The 19,576-nt window shown below is 43.1% G+C and carries 21 protein-coding genes and 1 pseudogene; 5 read left to right on the top strand and 17 right to left on the bottom strand.

The annotated features are described in order from the left end of the window. Positions 1-97: 97 nt before the first annotated feature. Positions 98-295, bottom strand: coding sequence for a hypothetical protein (locus O8C65_15865; protein MCZ7358395.1), 198 nt, complete (start codon positions 293-295; stop codon positions 98-100). A gap of 53 nt (positions 296-348) precedes the next feature. Here O8C65_15865 and O8C65_15860 point away from each other — a divergent pair, with 53 nt between their 5' ends. Both O8C65_15860 and O8C65_15855 read left to right on the top strand, forming a co-directional pair. Next, the gene (locus O8C65_15860) at positions 349-1,059 is read left to right on the top strand and encodes a YkgJ family cysteine cluster protein (GenBank protein MCZ7358394.1); all 711 of its coding nucleotides are present in this window, start codon (positions 349-351) and stop codon (positions 1,057-1,059) included. Positions 1,060-1,085: 26 nt separating this feature from the next. Then, complete coding sequence (locus tag O8C65_15855; GenBank protein MCZ7358393.1) at positions 1,086-1,892, top strand: rhomboid family intramembrane serine protease; 807 nt, start codon at positions 1,086-1,088, stop codon at positions 1,890-1,892. Here the strand turns inward: O8C65_15855 and O8C65_15850 are convergent. The 4 genes from O8C65_15850 to O8C65_15835 all read right to left on the bottom strand — a co-directional run bounded on the left by O8C65_15850 (position 1,889) and on the right by O8C65_15835 (position 7,674). After that, positions 1,889-2,263 (bottom strand): hypothetical protein, encoded by a 375-nt coding sequence (locus tag O8C65_15850; protein ID MCZ7358392.1) that lies wholly within the window; start codon positions 2,261-2,263, stop codon positions 1,889-1,891. The two genes, O8C65_15855 and O8C65_15850, sit on opposite strands and share 4 nt — an antisense overlap. A gap of 223 nt (positions 2,264-2,486) precedes the next feature. Next, on the bottom strand, positions 2,487-2,882 hold the full coding sequence (locus O8C65_15845) for a response regulator (protein MCZ7358391.1): 396 nt from the start codon (positions 2,880-2,882) through the stop codon (positions 2,487-2,489). A 19-nt stretch (positions 2,883-2,901) separates the two neighbouring features. Further along, complete coding sequence (locus tag O8C65_15840; protein MCZ7358390.1) at positions 2,902-5,562, bottom strand: PAS domain S-box protein; 2,661 nt, start codon at positions 5,560-5,562, stop codon at positions 2,902-2,904. Between the two features lie 1,113 nt (positions 5,563-6,675). Beyond that, on the bottom strand, positions 6,676-7,674 hold the full coding sequence (locus O8C65_15835; protein MCZ7358389.1) for a hypothetical protein: 999 nt from the start codon (positions 7,672-7,674) through the stop codon (positions 6,676-6,678). Between the two features lie 268 nt (positions 7,675-7,942). Here O8C65_15835 and thpR point away from each other — a divergent pair, with 268 nt between their 5' ends. Next, entirely contained in the window at positions 7,943-8,485 is a 543-nt protein-coding gene (thpR, locus tag O8C65_15830) for an RNA 2',3'-cyclic phosphodiesterase (protein MCZ7358388.1), read from the top strand. 26 nt (positions 8,486-8,511) lie between these two features. Here the strand turns inward: thpR and thsA are convergent, their stop codons facing one another. The 12 genes and pseudogenes from thsA to ftsZ all read right to left on the bottom strand — a co-directional run bounded on the left by thsA (position 8,512) and on the right by ftsZ (position 16,965). Beyond that, positions 8,512-10,116, bottom strand: coding sequence for a thermosome subunit alpha (thsA, locus tag O8C65_15825; protein MCZ7358387.1), 1,605 nt, complete (start codon positions 10,114-10,116; stop codon positions 8,512-8,514). Positions 10,117-10,335: 219 nt separating this feature from the next. Then, positions 10,336-10,809: a hypothetical protein gene (locus O8C65_15820; GenBank protein ID MCZ7358386.1), complete on the bottom strand. Its 474-nt coding sequence runs from the start codon at positions 10,807-10,809 to the stop codon at positions 10,336-10,338. A 59-nt stretch (positions 10,810-10,868) separates the two neighbouring features. Next, complete coding sequence (locus O8C65_15815) at positions 10,869-11,006, bottom strand: hypothetical protein (GenBank protein MCZ7358385.1); 138 nt, start codon at positions 11,004-11,006, stop codon at positions 10,869-10,871. Between the two features lie 361 nt (positions 11,007-11,367). Beyond that, positions 11,368-11,885: pseudogene (locus O8C65_15810) on the bottom strand (nitroreductase family protein). A gap of 4 nt (positions 11,886-11,889) precedes the next feature. Continuing rightward, positions 11,890-12,225: a hypothetical protein gene (locus tag O8C65_15805; protein MCZ7358384.1), complete on the bottom strand. Its 336-nt coding sequence runs from the start codon at positions 12,223-12,225 to the stop codon at positions 11,890-11,892. 25 nt (positions 12,226-12,250) lie between these two features. Next, the gene (locus tag O8C65_15800) at positions 12,251-12,850 is read right to left on the bottom strand and encodes a DUF1405 domain-containing protein (GenBank protein MCZ7358383.1); all 600 of its coding nucleotides are present in this window, start codon (positions 12,848-12,850) and stop codon (positions 12,251-12,253) included. Next, entirely contained in the window at positions 12,847-13,332 is a 486-nt protein-coding gene (locus tag O8C65_15795; protein ID MCZ7358382.1) for an acyltransferase, read from the bottom strand. The genes O8C65_15800 and O8C65_15795 overlap by 4 nt, the downstream gene beginning before the upstream one ends. Then, a complete protein-coding gene (locus tag O8C65_15790) occupies positions 13,333-13,710 on the bottom strand; it encodes a HEPN domain-containing protein (GenBank protein ID MCZ7358381.1) in 378 nt (125 codons plus the stop codon). Positions 13,711-13,736: 26 nt separating this feature from the next. Continuing rightward, positions 13,737-14,228, bottom strand: coding sequence for a nucleotidyltransferase domain-containing protein (locus tag O8C65_15785; GenBank protein MCZ7358380.1), 492 nt, complete (start codon positions 14,226-14,228; stop codon positions 13,737-13,739). A gap of 78 nt (positions 14,229-14,306) precedes the next feature. Continuing rightward, positions 14,307-14,723 carry a hypothetical protein gene (locus tag O8C65_15780; protein ID MCZ7358379.1) on the bottom strand — a complete coding sequence of 139 codons (417 nt, stop codon included), beginning with the start codon at positions 14,721-14,723 and terminating at the stop codon, positions 14,307-14,309. Positions 14,724-14,786: 63 nt separating this feature from the next. After that, positions 14,787-15,755, bottom strand: coding sequence for a formylmethanofuran dehydrogenase (locus tag O8C65_15775; GenBank protein ID MCZ7358378.1), 969 nt, complete (start codon positions 15,753-15,755; stop codon positions 14,787-14,789). Positions 15,756-15,987: 232 nt separating this feature from the next. Beyond that, a complete protein-coding gene (ftsZ, locus tag O8C65_15770; protein MCZ7358377.1) occupies positions 15,988-16,965 on the bottom strand; it encodes a cell division protein FtsZ in 978 nt (325 codons plus the stop codon). 104 nt (positions 16,966-17,069) lie between these two features. On the opposite strand from ftsZ, the gene O8C65_15765 reads away from it, so the two are divergent. After that, positions 17,070-18,308, top strand: coding sequence for a YcaO-related McrA-glycine thioamidation protein (locus O8C65_15765; protein MCZ7358376.1), 1,239 nt, complete (start codon positions 17,070-17,072; stop codon positions 18,306-18,308). Then, on the top strand, positions 18,305-18,952 hold the full coding sequence (locus O8C65_15760; protein ID MCZ7358375.1) for a TfuA-related McrA-glycine thioamidation protein: 648 nt from the start codon (positions 18,305-18,307) through the stop codon (positions 18,950-18,952). Before O8C65_15765 ends, O8C65_15760 begins: the two co-directional genes overlap by 4 nt. The last annotated feature ends 624 nt before the right edge of the window (positions 18,953-19,576 follow it).

The raw sequence follows: 19,576 nt of genomic DNA, 5'->3' as shown, positions 1-19,576 counted from the left end.
AAGGAGGAAATTTTATTCAGATAACAGAGGTTGCTTATTATATCACGGCAGGTAATATCGTTTTACTTCTTGTGCTCTTTGTTTCTTACCTTGAGATTTACAGCAAGATCAAATCTAATTTTACTCTGGGGCTTATTATTTTCACCATAGCGCTCCTGCTCCAGAGCTTTTCCCGGGCTATCCTCTTGCTTTTGATTATCGGCAGTCCTCCTCCCCCGCAGGTGTACCCGATAATAGTGAATCTTCTGGGATATAATCCAGTGTATGTGGTAATCCCTGATGCACTTGAGTTCATAGCATTGAGCATATTGTTATATTTCACAAGGGAATAAGAACTGTTTAATCGACTTGACTCCAGAAAACATAAAAACGAACGACATCGAGAGGGAAATAAAAGATATAATTTCCTTCCCGGAAGACCATTTCATTGAAATAATCCGTGAGGTAGGATTTGAATGCAATAGCTGTGGCAAATGCTGCACCAGTGAATTCAATGATCATGTTTTTCTCCTTGATGAGGATGCGGAAAGGATCATCGAACATGCTGGCAAGGACTTCCTTCGCCCCGCGCCTTATTATGAATTTTGCGATAACAAGGGAAGATTCTATGTCATGGGCTATGCCCTTAAGAACAAATCACGAGGACATTGTATATTCTACACCGGGGGGCGTTGCGAACATTATGACATAAGGCCGCTTATCTGCAGGATATATCCATACACGCTTCACAGGGAGGCGGATGAAAAGGGAAATATTGATTGGAGACATATAGCCGGTTTGAACCAGCATGGTTTTTATTATAGTGATATGAACGATGAAACAAGCGAAAATATTGTAAAAGACGTAAAAAAATATGAAATAGCGTTCCTGGAGCAAAAACTGAGATTCATGAATTCAATTAGAGACCTTTTCAAAGAACATTCTCTCAGGCACAGCCAGCAAATGTATGATAAAAAAATGAGGGAGTTTGAAAAGGGAAAAGAAATAGAAGTATTTGTCTTCTTTCAAGGCAAATTTGAAAAAGAGACAGTATCCAAACCTATTATTATCCCGGGCTGATATAAGGACATAAAATTTCAGGTACCATGGCAAAAGAATGTGATTATTGTGGTTTCAGGGACCCCATGCCCTTCACATGCAAGTTCTGCGGCAGGTCATATTGTTATAATCACCGATTGCCCGAATCCCATGATTGCCAGGGACTTGCCGCCTACAAAGAAAAGGTCCGTGAGAGCGGGAAGTTCCCGTATAAACCCGCCGCCAATGTAAAGAAATACAGAAAGCCATTTTACAGCCCTTTGATGGGTGCATTATCAGTAATGAAAAGCAATTATTCGCTGACTATCCTGATAGTGGTTGCGATATCATTCATCCTGCAATATCTTATCCCATCGTATACTCTGGATCTGGCTCTTTTTCCTCAAGAAGTTCTAACACGTCCATGGACTCTCGTGACGCATATCTTTCTGCACTCAGGTCCGATACATATCCTATTCAACATGATGTTTTTATTTTTCCTCGGGCCTGAACTTGAGCGCAGGATTGGAAGCAACAGGTTCTTGATGGTCTTTTTCCTTTCCGGCATTGTGGCAGGTATTGGCTATTCGCTATGGTCCGTTCTTGTCCTGGATTCTTCTGCTCCCGCAATCGGGGCATCCGGAGCGCTATTTGGGATATTTGCATGCCTTACAGTCCTGGCCCCGCATATGGAAATATACGTCTATTTCATCCCGATGAAAATAACATATTCACTGATATTTTTTGCCCTGCTTGACCTGCTGTTCATAGGTTCGGGAGACGCGATCGCTCGCAGTGCCCATTTAAGCGGTGTGCTTGCAGGGCTGCTGATTGGCAGGCACCTCAAAAATACCGGGAAATACATCAGTTATTAGGAACCCGGTCCTACGACCCGCCTGTTATCGCTGTGGTACTCGTATAACCTATCGCCAACTTTCAGGATTATCCTGAATCCCGGGGTTATGACCTGCGCATACATCATTCCTTTTTGGGGGTATCCGAGGCTTGTATCCGGCCAGTCAACATTTTCAATTTTGACGACCTGGACCTGATCGATAGAGATATTGAGTCTTTTGGCAAGGTCGTTCTTTGCAATATCCACAACCGGGGGGGCCTCTGATTTATTATTGACCGCTGTAATGTTGGGTGCGGGAACTTCAGACCTGTTATCGGTGACATTGGGTTTTGTTTTCACACAGCCTGAAATGAGAAAAAGAAGTATCATGAGAGCCAGAAGTTTTTTCATACCCTAAATAGTACGCATGGCTTGTATTAAAGATTAATCGATGCACGAATATTTTAGATGAGTCCGAGTCAAATAATTATTAAATGTTGATCGAGGTGGATGGTGATTTTTTACAGAAAAAAAATTTGATGAAAGAATCAAGAATAACTATAAGGTGTACCAATGCTGTGGACGACCCGTTTCACAGGATTAGCTAATTTCAATATATCCTTATCCAGACCGCCTAACGCCGCAGAACAGTACGAATTTTCGATTTAAGTTCATTTAGATTAAATGGCTTTGTAATATATTCATCTGCCCCTAATTCCATGCCTGCCATTCTTCCTATTTCACCCATCCCTGTCAGCATAATAATTGGAATTGATCGGGTCAATGGATCTTTTCTAATCCTGTTACATACCTCATAGCCAGTCATGTCTCTAAGCATGATATCCAATAAGATTAAATCAGGAGCTTCGCTGCGTGCTTTCTCTATCGCTCCGTCACCAGTGTATGCTTCGACAACTTTGTAGTTATCTGATTCAAGAGACATCCTCAATGTATTTACTATAACTTTCTCATCATCTACAACTAATATTTTGATCTGCGTATCAGATAAATGGATTTTCCTATTCATCATCTCGTTTCTTCTGTTTTAATTAGACATGCTCACCGGCACCATGTTTTGCACCTATAACTTCATGTATAGTTTTCAATAATTTCTCGGCAGTGTAAGGCTTTGGTAAAAAGGCATTTACATGAGCCTCGGCGATTTTTTTAAGTTTATCCTTCTCTGCCAATCCACTAACTGCGATGATTTTGACTTCAGGATTGACTCCGCTTATTATTCTAATGCTTTCCTGACCCTCCATTACCGGCATCATCATATCCATAAGAACAAGTTTTATTATTTCTCTATTTTGTTTGTACAATGCAATCGCCTCTTCTCCATTATTGGCTGTGATTACTCTATATCCATGTGTTTCCAATGTTTTTCTGGTTAACTCAAGAATCTGGTCTTCATCATCAACAACAAGAATTGACTCTCCATGACCCACCGGCAGTTCATGTTGATGCTGCTGCGCTTTCAGTGTTTCAGTTGTTGTAATAGCAGGCAAATAAACTTTAAATACACTTCCTTTTCCAATCTCGCTATATACTGTTATAAACCCACCATGACTTTTCATAATCCCAAGTGCTGTAGAAAGACCTAGTCCTGTGCCTTTTCCATGTTCCTTTGTCGTAAAAAATGGCTCAAAAATCCTATCCAATATGCCGGGAGAAATTCCAGTTCCTGTATCAGATACTGTGACTACAATGTATGGACCGACTTTGGCATCATTATTGATATGAGCGTAATCTTCATCAATGAATAGATTTTCAGCAGATATGCGAAGTATTCCGCCGTCTGGCATCGCATCACGTGCATTCACGCAGAGGTTCATTAAAACCTGATGCAACTGTGTGGCATCTCCAGAGATATTCCACAGGTCTTTAGGTATATCAGTTCTGATTTCAATATTTCTTGGGAAAGTCTCTTTTGCTATCTGCCTTATCTCCGATATAAGGTGCGCTATTTGAAGCGCATTGCGTTCACCCTCAACGCCTCTTGCATATGACATAACCTGTTTCATCAAACTAGCTCCGCGTTGTGTACTCCTCTCGATTGCATTAAGCAATCTATGGCTTTCTTCATCTGTGAATTTTTCTTGTAATAGTTCCTGTGACAGCATTATTGGTGTCAGCACATTGTTGATGTCGTGTGCTATGCCGCTGGCGAGCGTTCCTATGCTGTCCATCCGCTGCGCTCGGAGTAACTGCGACTCAAGTTTTTTCTTTTCCGTTATATCCTTCACTGTCCCCATACTTGCCATCCCGCCGCGAAAAGTGATAAGTCCAACGTTCATATTGACAAGCATTCTGTTTCTCCCGTCCTTGTGCAGCATATGGAATTCATATTCACGAGGGATATCCTCTCCCGCCTGCCTTCGATGATAATGATCTGCAACTATCTTCAAATCCTCCGGTGCAACAAGTTCTCTAAAGTCCTTTCCTATAACTTCTTGCACCGTGTATCCAACCACTTTGGCAAATGCTTCATTGGCAAATTGGATCTTATCACCCTGTATAATGAACACGCCATCCTGAATGTTATCTATTAACATGCGATATTTTTCTTCAGATTGTATCAATGCCTCCTCCGCCATCTTATGCTCTGTAATATCGCGGATGATTACCTGTATCCCGGACTTACCCTGATAGGTGAAAGGCATTGCTATCACCTCTACATCTATAACTGACCCGTCAAGTTTGATGAACTTTTGTTCAGCAGGAGATACGTTCTTCCCTTCCTCTCCCATCAATTGGATTCGCTCCCTGGCGATATCCCGATAATCAGGATGAACGAAATCCATCACTGGTTTTCCAATCAATTGTTCAGGATTTGCAGCACCAAGAAGTTTCGCACCGGCAGCATTGATAAATACAATCTTGCCCTCGCTGTGAATTGATATTGCATCCGGAGACAACTCTACAAGTTTGCGGTAGCGTTCCTCGCTTTCTCGAAGCTCCTCGTTCACACGCCTATGCTCGACAGTCTCTTCTACATTGAAAATGTTCACTATATTCCAGAGAGACCAGGCAATTCCCACCGCAATCATAGCACGGAAAATTTGAACAGGAATGCCAAACGAGGAAGTAAACCATGCGTTGTTTATCGCCGAAGCTGGATAAAAATTCGCTTGGGGGACTACCCACCCTCCAAATATCGCATAAAGCCCAAATAATAAAGCGATAAGAATAAAATATTTTTTAACTTTGGCTTCTCCTAATTTCTTAGCTTCACTTTTATAATATAAAACAAATCCAATAGCACTTAAAATCGCACCTGGAAAACCCAAAAAGTATCTTGATGAAATATTCCAGTTATCAAAAGATGTTGCTCCAAATACTGCTGGCAGTCCAAAAAATAAAAGGGCGATTGTAAATGGAAACCAAGACCCGAGTCTCTTTCTCTCGCCGATATTAATCATCCGATAACCGAATAAGAAGAGAAATAAGAAAGAAATAAACAAAACCAAGGCACCAAGAATTCTTAGGAAAAGAAGGTTCCCTTTAATGAGCATGAACATATCGATGAATTCGCTTATTCCGTGAATGAACCCAAACCAGGCCAAAAGCCATAAAATATCAAGCAATCTAAATTTGCTCTGTTTGGTAACCCTGAGCTGCACGAAGATGATAATCCCAAGGATCGTAAACGCAAATCCATAAATAAAGAAGACCGAATCCAGATTTCTAATAAAAAAGTCAGTGAACATTATACTGTCCTCCATAGCCTGGCGGACATTTCCAATTCAATAATTTGTCGAAATATTTCCACTACAGTTATCATCGTTTTTCACGTGGTTGCATCTTGAGATAGAAACGCGTACTCTGATATCACTCAAATAACCCTTGTTATCTTAAATATGACGCCACCGAGTTCACCATGAAAAGTTCAACACATCACAAAATATATTCTAATATTCAGCAGGGATGGGTTTTCTTAAATCCATGGCACCCTGACGTGGAATTCAAGAAAAATTCATCTGCCAGCAATTAGCTAAAGCGCTATTAAGAAATACACATCCCAAGATTATCCCTGATGAAACCTGGTCAGAGAAAATTTGATATGTATTAATCTTAAGCATCCAATCTTCCAGCGGAAGCAGTGCGGTTTTACAGAACCTTCAAAAATGAATGAATGGTAAATGAAAAATAAGCCGGGGAGGTTTAAAGCCGAGGGGGATGACAGGGAAAAAGTGATGACATGCACATAGATTAAGATAAAAATTTTATTGTATAAATATTATCGCATATATATCATGAAACAAGACGAATCTTAAAAGGGTAAGGGGAAAAATAGTCTTTATATGGATAGGATAAGTCACCCCCCTTTACCCATTAGTATATTTGTAATATCGATGATATAAGCTTTTTTGTCTATAATACGATTGCATGAGCAGATTAATGAAAGTAGCATTTTATTACTTCGTATGAACAAATGCAATTTTTCATATTTATCTATGAACCTGTTAGATTCATGAATAGTTTCACCCCGCTATCCTATAGCTTTTACTATTGCTGACCTAACCAGATTATTATTCATGAACAAAGGAGAAAACCATGAACCATCGTATCAACTCTCGCCATCTACAGCTTTGCATTGAGCGATTAGTGGAGGAAGGATATACCATAAGCATTGAACACTGTAAAAAACTCATAATGATAAACTCTGAGGGGAGAAATCTCATACTCTTTGGTCAGACAAGATTAAACGAATTTGGTGGGTAATATGGCAGAACCGTGCGGAGCTTCCGTATGTTGCTTGACAAAATTGTTATGGAGCTTTCAGTATTTCGAAGAGCATTGCGGGGAGAGGATAAGGTTGCTTATTTCTTTTCGAACAATAGCATAACTGGAATAGGAAGCGTTTCATTTGGAGTTGATGTACTATTAACATTGAGTACAATATCTCCTGAAATTGTATTTGTTTGGCTAAGAAATTCATAATCCTGCGGGACATTTATATAAAAGTCTGCAGTTCGCGTTTCTTCTTTGGAAATCCATAACCCATCGCCTTCCATGCCTACCTGAAACTCTTTGGGTAAACTTTTATCCCTGCTAAGTTCTACAAAGCCTTCAAATCCGTTATGCGAAATGAGTTCAACAGGAAAAGTGGCTTTCTGTCCGGGTGTTATTTTTATTATCCCTTGAGGCAAATAATAACCAAGATGTGACCCATCAAGAGGCCCACCTAGCTCTGCCGTAACTTTTATTTCATTTTCTGAACTTCCACCATCCCCGACGCTTGGAAAATAACCTCTTTTCTCTGCAAAATAAGAATAATAGATAGCACTCATGTATATGTTAAGCTTACCGTTTTCTTGTTTTATTTCTAGAGCAGAGGTTAGTCCTGGAGAGCTGCTACTTTTCAGCACTGCTCCTTTCTTGTCTTTGTTGAGCTGTATCTCGACTGATTTCCCCCCGCTAAAGACCTGGAGGGTGTTTCCATCATCTATTTTGATGATTGTCACATTCTCCAGATCCCCGCCCTCGGTAATGAAATCATTATGCAGCACCCGCAGGAGTCTGCTGTTGTCTATTCCAGGAACATTGTCCCAGCTAAACAAATAAGTGCTCCATACAGTCTCAATTTCGGCTTTTCCTTTGGCATCAGTAATCAGCTTTACTATTGTGCTATTCGGAGTAAACTGATCTTTATGCTCGACAACGTAAACCTCTGCATTCTCCACTGGCATTTTATTGGAATCCACCAACTCTACCGAGAAGTTTCTATGTATTTCAGGAGCTTGTGTTTCTGGTCTATTTCCGATACATCCGCTTAATAACAATACTACCAAAGCGCCAATATACAACATCTTTTTCATTTTAGTTTCCTAATCACTCTGAGCCATATTGAATTTGTTTGCCGATATAGGTTTAGATCTGAAAACGAACAGTACAATGGTTATTACCCCGCTCAAAAATGCGATGCCTGGGGTTAAATACACCTAACATATCCCAGCCTATGTAAGAATTAGGGGCATCCGCACCAGCAATAACCCCCAGAACCACGCTTTTTTACAACCTTATTCAGATAAGAAATAAAGGTTTTTGGAACAATTTTTAAGCAAACAAGGTGTCTATATAAAAAATATGACACGCACGTTTATCGCTGTGGAATTGCCTGAAAGGTTAATCCCGGATATAGAGAAAATAGAGTCCATCCTGAAAGCTCCAAGTATCAAACTGGTAGAACCAAAGCTGGTACATATAACTTTGAAATTCCTGGGGGATATATCTGAAGACAGAGTCGAACCTATCGTTTCTGCTCTATCAGGGATCAATTGTGAGCCCTTCGAGGCAAGGATAAAAGGTATAGGTGTTTTCCCGAAGCCCAGTTATATAAAGGTCATCTGGCTGGGTACAGAAGGCAATTTTGACTTATTGCATAAAGAAGTAGAACGCGTGCTTTTCCCATTCAAATTCGAAAAGGACAGGAATTTCAGTGCGCATGCGACACTTGCGCGTGTAAAATTTCCGGGTGAAAAATCGGAGATCCTTGAAAAAATAAAAAAACTTGGAGAAGTGGACCTCGGAACGATGAAAGTGGATTCTTTAAGTCTGAAAAAAAGTACCCTTACACCGAAAGGACCAATATATGAAACCTTACGGGAAATAAGGCTGAAAACCGCCTGAAATTCCTGAGAAAATTGAAGCGATATTTATTCAATATCGCTCAGATCGGGTTTTTTCTTCGGGCGTTCATCTTTTGCAGATGCCATCACATCATCGATGCGCAGTATCATAGAAGCGGCTTCTGTCGCCGAAGTGATCGCCTGAGTTTTCACTCGAAGCGGCTCGATGACGCCAGCTTCCAGCATATCAATGGGTTTGCCCTCATAAACATCGAGGCCAACGTTCCTGTTGCCTTTCATATGCTGGTTTCGAAGTTCTGTGAGCATGTCTATGGCATCCAGCCCTGAGTTTTCCGCAAGGGTCTTGGGGATGATCTCCATTGCATCCGCGAATTTATTCACCGCGATCTGTTCCCTTCCTTCAAGCGTGGAGGCATACTCGCGAAGGTGCAGCGCCAGTTCCATCTCGGGAGAGCCGCCGCCTGCTACCAGTTTCCCGTCTTCAATAGTCACACCCACGACCCGCAGTGCATCGTGCATTGCCCTGTTAAGGCTTGTTACAACGTGTTCGGTTCCACCACGCAGTAAGATAGAATAAGTATCAGGATTCTTGCATTCTGTGATGAATATCATTTCGCCGTTCCCGACCATCTTCTCTTCGACAAGTCCCGCCTCTCCAAGAGCCTCCGGAGTTATCTCATCCAGGCTCGTAATGATCTTCCCGCCTGTGGCCCGTGACAATTTTGAAAGATCGTTCTTCTTGACCCTGTGGGTCACAAAAACACCCGCCTTGGCAAGGAAGTAGCGTGCAAGGTCATCCACCCCTTTCTGGCAGAATACTGCATTAGCGCCGCTTTTGATAACCTTATCGGCTGCTTCACGGACCTGCCTTTCTTCCTGTTCCAGGAACATCCGTGTCTGTCCCGGAGCTTCGATGGCTATCTCGGATTTTGTCTCGGCTTTACGGACCTCTATTGGCGTTGCCAGGATCGCTATCTTTGCGTTCTCTATACGCGCCGGCATGCTCTGATGGGTTTTGGTCTTATCCAGGATGATACCAGGCACAAGCTCGCTGTCCTCCACACTCCCTTCACCGCGTCTTTCAATGGAGATGTCCTTGATGTTTACTGTCCTCTTGCCGTTTTCCTGTTTGACAATAGACTTCACTGCTCTGACCACGAGGTCAGAAAGTTTTTCTCTTGAAAATTCAACCCCCTTTCCTGTCAGAGCCGTCTGGGCGATCTTACGCAGATGCCCGTCGTTCGCATCAACTGATATCTCCGATAAGATCTCTTTAGCCTTATGCGATGCAAGGGTGTATCCGGCAACTATGGTCGTTGGATGGATACCCTTTTCCATAAGCACCTGTGCTCCTTTGAGTAGTTCCCCGGTAAGCACAGCGGCCGTGGTTGTTCCGTCCCCGACTTCATCGTCCTGTGTCTTCGCCACCTCTGCAACTATTTTTGCAGCCGGGTGTTTAATATTCATCTCATCGAGAATAGTGGCTCCATCATTGGTGATGGTTACAAGTCCTGCCGAGTCAGTCAGCATCTTGTCCATGCCCTTAGGACCAAGAGTTGTCCTTACAGCTTCTGCGACTGCCCTCGCAGCCATTATATTACTTCGTACTGCCTCTTCTCCGCGTGTTCTCTCCGTTCCTTGTTTCAAAATTAAAATCTGCTGTCCGCCCATTTGGCCTGCCATAAATTACCTCCTTATAAGCAATCAAATACAATTGTGTGTGCCAGCTTTTTTTGTTGTTCCATGTTTGTGGTTCGATAAAAAGATTTCGCTCCAATAAATTTTTATTTTATGAAAATTTTAATTAAAAGATATCTTTTTTGGCAAAATATGAATTCATGATCCTATGAATTGCAGTAAACAAAATAAGGTCTGGATTGAACTGAATTCTTATTCCAATTCAAACCTGATTGTGCACTCGCCAACCGGACCCGGTTTTTCCACACCTTTCGTCAATACATTCCTCCCGATCTTCTTGACCGCTGCGTACTTGGCAGCCTGCACAATAGGGCATGCTGTTGCCAAACCTTCCTTTCTCAAGATCTCGTTCCCGTGGCATATGGCACATCCTTTGATATCGAGAGAATAGTTCTTTTCATCGCAGTCGACCTTAACGTACCTTGCGAATTCAAGCTGATTTTTAAGATAATCCTCGAAACTCTGTGCAAACTCGGCGTTGCTATTGATTTTCCCTGCATTATCTGCCCATTTGTCCGCCATTATCGAACCGACTTTTGCATTTACTTTCTTGGCATCTTCTCCCAGCGCTTTTATCACAGTGCTATGATATTGTTTGAAGAAATTCAGGCTTGTTGTCATGTTCTCTCCATTTATAGTTTTGCCAAAATCATACATAACCATCATCGGATATAAAGATTATGGTCGATATGGTCAATATTTTGATCAGAGACAAAAGCCTCGGGTTATCGCAACAGCCTGGCAAAATCGAAAGGCTCAGCCTTTCTTATCAGTTTGGCCCTATCTACGGGCTTATAGCCAGGATCCCTGCCCCTGCCTAATGTGCGAAAAATATGCTCTTCCGTAACGTCAAGTATGTTCATACCGCATCACATCCGGACGATTTTCAAACGTCCTTTAAAATCCATCCTTCGAATAAAACCGCATCCCGAAGTGCTCACATTGGCCACTTTCACAATTTTCCCCTTGGCGCTCTTCACAATGTGATTGAGTCAGGAGTCTTATTGCCATATCATGTTTCCTGCAATAAGGTGACACTATCATTTTATTCCTCCTATTATTAACGACCAAAATTATTTGGATTATTCGTTAACAAATAAACATTGACCACATAGTATATAATATTAACCCTTATTTATATATGTGTTATTATTATGATAATCATCTATCATTATCATTAATAGGAAGGGATGGCAAAAATTGCTCGGCAAATGGATATTTAAACTATCTGCAGCCTTCGAATTTTTCGCGGTAAAAAATCTCAGGGATATCTTTTCTTTCTGAAACCCGCGGTTTCTTAACAGGATGGCCGAAGGCCAGAACTGCCATCAATTCTTATCGCCAGGTGCTTCAAGAATTTTGTTCACCATCTCTTTTTTCTTCAGTATCTCGCCAAGCCAGACACCACCCAGACCGAGCGAATGAATGGCGAGAAGCATATTCTGGATACATGCCCCGATGGACTGGACATCTTTTGTTCGGTCATATAGATGTTCGGAGTCCAGAAAAACCACTATCAGTACAGGGGCATTCTTGATTATCACACCATAATGAGTGAGTCCGGAAAGGGCCTCTTTCGTATCAGGATTCTGGACTATTATGAACCTCCACGCCTGATTGTTCAAACCTGACGGGGCCCACCTTCCGGCATCTATGATCTTTTCTATGGTCTTATCATCTACTTTTTCATCTGTAAATTCACGCACGCTTCGGCGCGTTTTTATGGCCTCGATAGTCTCCATTGCTTCATCCATACATGTTAGGATCAGGTGGCTGCAGCTTCAAGATCGCAATGAGATCCTCCAGGGATGTCGGGAACATAGTAATTATTACCCCACCGCAAGATGGACATTCTCTTGATAATTGGATAGGTGTTACGATGATGGTTTCATCGTAAACAGATTCAGATATGAATGGACTGATAATTGAAGCAGGCTGCCCGATATTGAATTCCCCGCCAGATAAAAGGTCGAAATACATGATTTTTTCCAGATAGCCGCATTTACACTTCATTTCGATTTTATTCTTCAAAAACTCATTATCCCTGTTTTTCCGTAATAGTGAGATGATAGTATCTTTCATTTGTTCCTAGATTGGATTTAATGTACTAAATTCCTTCGGGCTTTTTCTCCAGATAATAAAATGTCAGAGCGCAGGTTATTATTGTAAGGGAGATGGTCACCAGACTTACGACTCCGATGCTTTCCTGCGGGATAATGGGGTGTGTCCCGACGACATAATCAAAGAAATCTGATATCAGGAAAAAACCTGCGATCAAAAGATATCTCCGCATGTTCAATTTCTTCATTTCCTTTAATAGTGTCATGGCAACAAGTATCATTCCGATATGCAGCAAGAGTATTATAAATCGATAGTCACTCGTCTCCGGGGAGAAATAATAGTCATAGTTCCAGAACAAAACGAAGATGGTCCATATACCGACTTTATTTAACCCGATAAACGTGAAAGCATCGAAGGCATTAGAACGCACGCCGAAAGAATAAAAAAGAAGCACAATGACATACATGAACGTGAAAAAGGGGCTGTCTGGAACAAAAAACCATAAATATACAGGTGTGATTTCAAACTGGCCTGTATAATAATAAAAACCGAAAAGAGTTCCCATAATGCATGAGATAAGCACGAAAATACGGGGTAGAGGCTCTTTTTTGAACCAGAAGAAGAAATCTATTACATCGTATTTCATAATCCCTGTTCTGTTTTCAGTGGGCGGGCAGGCACCCCTCCCACAAAACCCGAAACGTCGCTATTTACAAGAGAATGAGCTGAAACCGTGCTTCCGTCTGCGATAGTAACGCCAGGGAGGATGGTGGTGTTCGCACCGACGGTGACGTTCTTACCTATGACGACGCGACCGAGCCTGTATTCCTTCACCAGGAACTCATGGCACAGGATGGTGGAATTGAATCCGACTATGCTGTCATCTCCGATCTCTATGAGTTCAGGGAAGAACACGTCCATGTTTACCTCCAGCCCGATTGATACATGTTCGCCTATTTTGATCCCCATGGCGGTATAGAGCACGTTCTTCATCCGGAGTGAGGGTGAGATGCGTGCAAGTGACATGCAGATGTAATTGAAAATGACTTTCAGGGGGGAGACGATATCAGACCAGTACCAGAGAGAATTATGAGGGCCTTTGGATGGGAAGGTTTCAAGACTGCGCATTTATTTTTCTGCCTGCATAGTCACAGTTTTTATTTCTTTAAAAACAAAGGCTGCATCTTCAAAAGCTTTCCTTGCATCCTCTGATGTAAAGTCTCTTTCGCCATAGAACGAAGGTGCTCTTGCCTCTGAGAGCCACCGTGAAATCCTCTCGATTTCTGTTAGTGTGTTTTTATTAAAATTAAGTTTTTTTTCAGCTATTTTTACAAAAAGTAAACCTGCATCATGCACTTTTGGATAATCTATGCCCAATACTCTCAAACACCCTTTGAGGGAAAGCTCAACCACTTCCTGCGCTCTTCTGATTGCGAGATTATAGTTTTCTTCTTCCATAGCGCCTTTCAGGTCTTTTTCAAATATCCATTGCGCCTCTTTTAACAATTTCTCGCCCTGCTCTTTACTGGTGGTCATAATTCAATGACTTCCCCCGGTACACTGTCGGGTTTTAGATTCCAGTACCATGTTTTGTCCTCAAGCGTGATTTTTTTTGAGCCAAGCTGCAAAAGCCGTTTCTTCAACTCTTTGAGCCTGTTTTTGAAAAAGTTATTTTTGTCGTACAGGATTATGGAGGCATCAATCATGTCCAGAAATATATTGCGATTCTCCATAGCTTCTTCTTTTGATAAGACGATACTGCTGAAAATTAGCACAGCCTCGGTAGTTTCAAAGGCTTCCTCACGCAGTTTTAGCTCGATATCTATTACAGGTTCGAGGCGCTTGTAATAAGAATCGGGGGCATCTTTCAGAATTATGAGCAGGTCGATGTCGCTTTCTGTTTTTGCTGTGCCTCTGGCAACGGAACCGAAGAGGACAAGAGAGATGAGGTTGTCGCTGAATTTTTCCAGAAGTAGTTGCGAGAATTTGTCGAGAATTTGTTTGTAATCTTTGTATCCGCACATATTAATTCACTATATATATTATGTTTCAGCGATATCCAGCCTTCCGTATATTTAGAGTCGTAAATAAACATTCGTAGCTTATTTTTCCCTTAGTGCTACCCAAATTACAAAAGTAAAAATCAACCAGTAAGGAAAAAATACAAAAAGGTATGAAGTTGCTGCTGAGGATGCTGTTAAAAAATCTTTAGCCACACTGATAGCTAAAAAACTAGCCATTATTGCCGAGAAAAAAATAGCAATAACAAATCCAATAACCGATACAATTTTATTTTGATTCTCATTTACCTCTTTTTGTATAAGGATAAAATATAAAACTGAGAAAAAGATAACAATCATAAAGAGCGTTGTAATATTATTATCTTTTAAATGTATAATATTGCCATTTAGAGTTTCTGGAGTTTTAAGAGCAATAAGGATAGAGCCTACTATTAGAATAAGTTCGATTAGTCTTTTCCTAGATTCTCTCTCCAGATACAAATTATCCAGAAACTTCACACAAAACAAATGAACTTTTTTTTATTTAAAGTTATCTTTTTTGATAATTATATATGTTCAAATTTAAAATCCGTCCACCCTCCTCACCACCACCGACCCATCCCTCATCCTTACAAGCCTTTCCCTCATTATGCCGTACTTATGATAGCTCATGGCCTCCACGTGTCCCAGCCCAAGATATTTCATTATCTGTTTGCCATCCTCCTGCGTCATCGCCAGCTCCTCAATTGGAGGCGCTGTTTTTACTTTTTTCTTTGCAAGAACCACCCCGTCTTTGAGATTGGCACCCGCGTATCCTTTTGCATCCGTTAAGATAAGCGTGCCCTTTTTCATGTACGCGCCCGCGAACTCGCCCGCACGGCCTTCCACGATCACAACACCGCCATCGAGGTGAGCGCCGCTGTTCATTCCTGCATCACCCCTGACATGAACAATTCCTTTCTTCATCAATAAACCGGTACCGTTGTAAGCATTCCCTTCGATCGTTACCATAGCCTCACAGTTGCATCGCGCTGCCACAGTTCCCCGAAGAATTCCGTCGTCCAGCTGCAAATGCTTATTCAGCTCATCGAATTTATTCCTGATGAGGACATCATTCCCCAATCCTTTGCAGATGATCCCGGTTATTGACCTGAACTTCCTGTAACCTGGCTCGTCCGAAGCCATTTCTACCACATTTCCTACCGGCTCTTCAATGCTCCCTTTTACATATATCGTGCCGGAAACCATTCCCATTCCCATTTCCAGTGAGACATCACCATCGATATAGAGCTTTCCTATCTCTTCAGGCGCCCCACTTCCACCGAAATGCGCAAGGTCAACACCCATGCTGTAACCCAGTCTCTTGCCGGCGTTTCCAGTGATACACACCTCTTTGCCTTTCCTTAGTTCATCAACAAGGTCTTTATAAGTGTACTTTTTCCCCTGCTGGTAAGGTATGATGCTATCAGGTTTTATCTTATTATTCTGCCATGTGAAATTATACGTATAATCGCACAGGTTATCCACGCGTTCTTTTATGACAAGGTGCATAATATTTAACTCAAAATACTATTTACTTCGTGCTTTTTACGAACTTGGCGGTGGTAAATATTTGCCTACCGCAGAGAACACAAAAGACGCAAAGATATATTAATTCTTAGCTGCTGATATTGGACTAGAGAAAAAACCATAGCGGGTATCCACGCATGGCGCAGCCATGCGTGTGTGGGGAGTCGAGAACCCGCAGGGTTTCGGCGTTCATCTGCGGTCTTGTATATGCAAATTACTTCAATTTGTTCGGATCCGTGACGCCAGTCAGCACCGCAGTCACCTTCACACGTCCTGCAAGCGACTCATCCACTTTCGCACCCCATACGATGCGCCCGGTATTCGGCGCTTTCTGGAGGATGATCTCGCCCGCCTGGGTGACTTCGCCAAGGGTCATATCCTCGCCGCCCGCTATATGGACAAGAACCCCATAAGTACCCGAAATATCCGCAACATCAAGCAGGGGCGTCGAAAGTGCCTGTTCCATTGCTTTCTCTATGCGGTTCTCACCCTCAGCATCTCCGATACCGATCGCCGATATCCCACCGCGCTCGACAACACTTCGAAGGTCGGAATAATCGAGGTTCACAAGGCTGGGCTGCGTTATGGTTTCTGTTATGTTCCTGATAAAGGCGCCTACGAATTCGTTCGCTACTGCGAAACCTTCACGGAGCGGCAGACTGCCTGCGATGGCCCGGAGCTTGGAATTGTCTATGACCACAAGTGAGTCGCATCTCGCCGCAAGTGCCTTTATTCCCGCGATCGCTTTCTTGCGCCGTGTAAGCTCATAACTGAAAGGCAACATCACGCACCCTATGGTAAGTATCCCTGCTTCGCGTGTTGCTTCCGCCACTACAGGCGCAGCGCCTGTTCCTGAGCCGCCTCCCAGGCCTGCTATGATGAATATAAGGTTTGAATCCTTTAGCTCCTCCTTAATTTCCTTGAGGCTTTCCCTGGCTGCTTCAGTGCCGCGCTCGGCGAAGCCACCGCATCCCTTTCCCTGGTAGGTTTGCTCACCGAGGAGGACCTTCGCATCCGCCTTTGCGCCCATCAAATGCGTCGCATCAGTATCAGCCGCAATAATCCTGCTTCCAACCATTTCTTTTTGCGCTATCCACGAAACGATATTGCAGCCTGCGCCGCCCAGACCGATGATCGCCACGGTGGGTTTTGCAGCTTTTGCAAGCTCAGAAATTCTTGAATCAAGTGTCATAAAATCCCTCTATATTTCGATCGTACTTTTCGTACTTTTTAATATTTTGTATATTCCCTTATCACAAGATATATAACCTTTATCCAATAAGTTTGCAGGAATCAATGAGCAAGATAAACCTCGACCCCAATATCAAATACATCGAAGGTACCCAGCGCGTGCTCGACCCAGAGACCACGCTTGCCAATACAACAAAGCTCCTCCCCAGGATCGGCGTGACCAGAATAGCCAATATCACTGACCTTGACCGTGTGGGCATTCCGGTTTTCTCAGCCATAAGACCGAGCGCAGCGGAGGGTGCTATATCCATATATTCCGGAAAAGGCGCCACCGAGACCAATGCAAGGATCTCTGCGATCATGGAAAGCTTTGAGCGCTGTCTTGCGGAGCAGCCCGAGGTCAGCATCAACCTGAGCGGCGTTCCGCTCAAGGCGGAGAGGACCGTTGATACTTATGAGTCGCTCAGTGAGAACTATCCCACTTTATACCCAGATGCCCTCCTCCTGCCACAGCCAGTCTCTGAGTTTACAAGCCTCGAATGGGTCATGGGGTATGATTTCATGAACGACATTGAAGTTTTCGTCCCTGCCAATGCAGTTTTCCATCCGTACAATCCCCAGGGCGCAAGTAAGCTTTTCCGGAGCAACACCAACGGGCTTGCATCCGGGAATACCATCGAGGAAGCCGTGCTCCACGGCCTGCTCGAAGTGATAGAAAGGGATGCCCTCAGCATTGCCGAGTACACCCACAATCCCGGGAAAGAGATCATGCTTTCAGAAAGCGACGGCCTGAATTATGAACTCAAGAGGAGAATGGAAGAAACGGGGATAAAGGTCAAAATCTGGCTCCTCGATTCTGATGTGGATATTCCAACCGTGGTTACAGCGCTTGATGATACAGTTCTGAAGGACCCTGCGCTTCTCGTGATGGGAGCTGGAGCGCACCTGTCGCCTGAGATAGCGGTCACTCGGGCTCTTACCGAGGCAGCCCAGAGCCGCGTGGTCCAGATACATGGGGCGCGTGAGGATACGGACAGGGAGCGCGTGGTGCGCACCTTTGGTTATGAACACATGAAGAAAATGAACAGCTACTGGTATGAAGAGCTTCCATCCACAAGCATGGATGAGATGGAGGACAGTTCAGGCAACACGCCCTCTGCAAACATCAGAACAGTGGTGGAGCGTCTGGAAGGGATCGCTGACGGGACAATAATCGTTGACCTTTCAAGAGGCGTTGACGTCCCCGTTATCAGGGCGATAATCCCCGCATTTGAACTCTATACCCTTGACCGCGAGAGAAAGGGTGAGCGCATCAAGAAGAAAAAGAAGAGAGTGGCTAAATGAAGGCCGTGGTATACACGGGCACGAGCATAAGCCACCGCGATGCAGGAAAGATACTGGATGCAGATTATCGCCCGCCCGTAAGGCGTGAAGATATCAGGAGGCTCTTAAGATCGGCGCCGGAAATTATCGGGATAATCGACGGGGTTTTTTTCGACAGCGCTGCAGTAGCGCACCGCGAGATAATCGAAGCCCTTAAAATGGGCATTATCGTGGTGGGCGGGGGAAGCATGGGGGCGCTTCGCGCATATGAACTTGAGCCCTACGGGATGATAGGCGTAGGGAGGATATATGAAATGTACCGAAGCGGTGTTATCGAATCGGACGACGAAGTTGCATTGACTTTTGACCCGGAAACGATGCAGCCACTGTCAGTGCCGCTTGTAAATCTCCGGCTGACGCTCAGGCTTGCACAGGATAAGGGGATATTGACCGCAGAAGAGACAGCCGGCATCCTGGACATCACCAGGAAAATATTCTATCCTGACAGGAATTTCAGGAGTATAATCAATGAATGTGCAAAAAAGGGGATCATTGCAGATCCTGAAAAGGAAAGAGTGTTAGATTTTTTCAAGGGAAATGAAGTGGATGTAAAGAGGGAAGACGCCATTCTTGTTCTTGAGAAGATCAAAGAGCTGTGCAAGTGACAGTTTGGATTTATCGAAGAAAGAGTTTGAGCCGCAGGATTTTTATTGCAGTGAATGTATATCTTTTTCCAGCATCCTCAAAAATATTCCGTAGGCTGTATCGCGGGGGAGTGAAATAACAGAATGGGTTTTCTTGGCACCAAAGCTGGTCCGTTTACAGATTAAACCTTGATCATCTCAATAGCGGGTTTTATTATGCTCTGTTTGAGCGTTGTATGTGCAAAAAGAAAGATTCTTGTAAAGCATTTTAAAATGTCAAGACCTCGAGCATCCTCACCTGATGCGCTCGGAATTCATTCCGGCGGTCTGTGACTATAAACGATTGATTTTTCATGCTTGGAAAGGCGAAAAGAGGTAAAAGCAATAGACTTTGAATCTTAATTGGACGCGTCGAATATCGTCAACAAAAGCAGATAAAATATATTCTCATTAGCTTTCAGATAATTTACTATTAAATCATTTGATTATATAATCGGAAGGGTTATATCAAATAAAAAATATCTTCTCCTGATATGAGTATTTGCCTTTGGAAAGGTTGTGAGATCAATGGTGATACTAACATTAAGCAGGCAATGGTACAATAACCCTTTTGCAAAGGTAAACCCTCAAATCAAAAACTGCAAT

Origin of the sequence: Candidatus Methanoperedens sp. (assembly GCA_027460535.1) — an archaeon.
Taxonomy (GTDB): domain Archaea; phylum Halobacteriota; class Methanosarcinia; order Methanosarcinales; family Methanoperedenaceae; genus Methanoperedens.
This window is presented reverse-complemented; position numbering and strand designations above follow the sequence as displayed.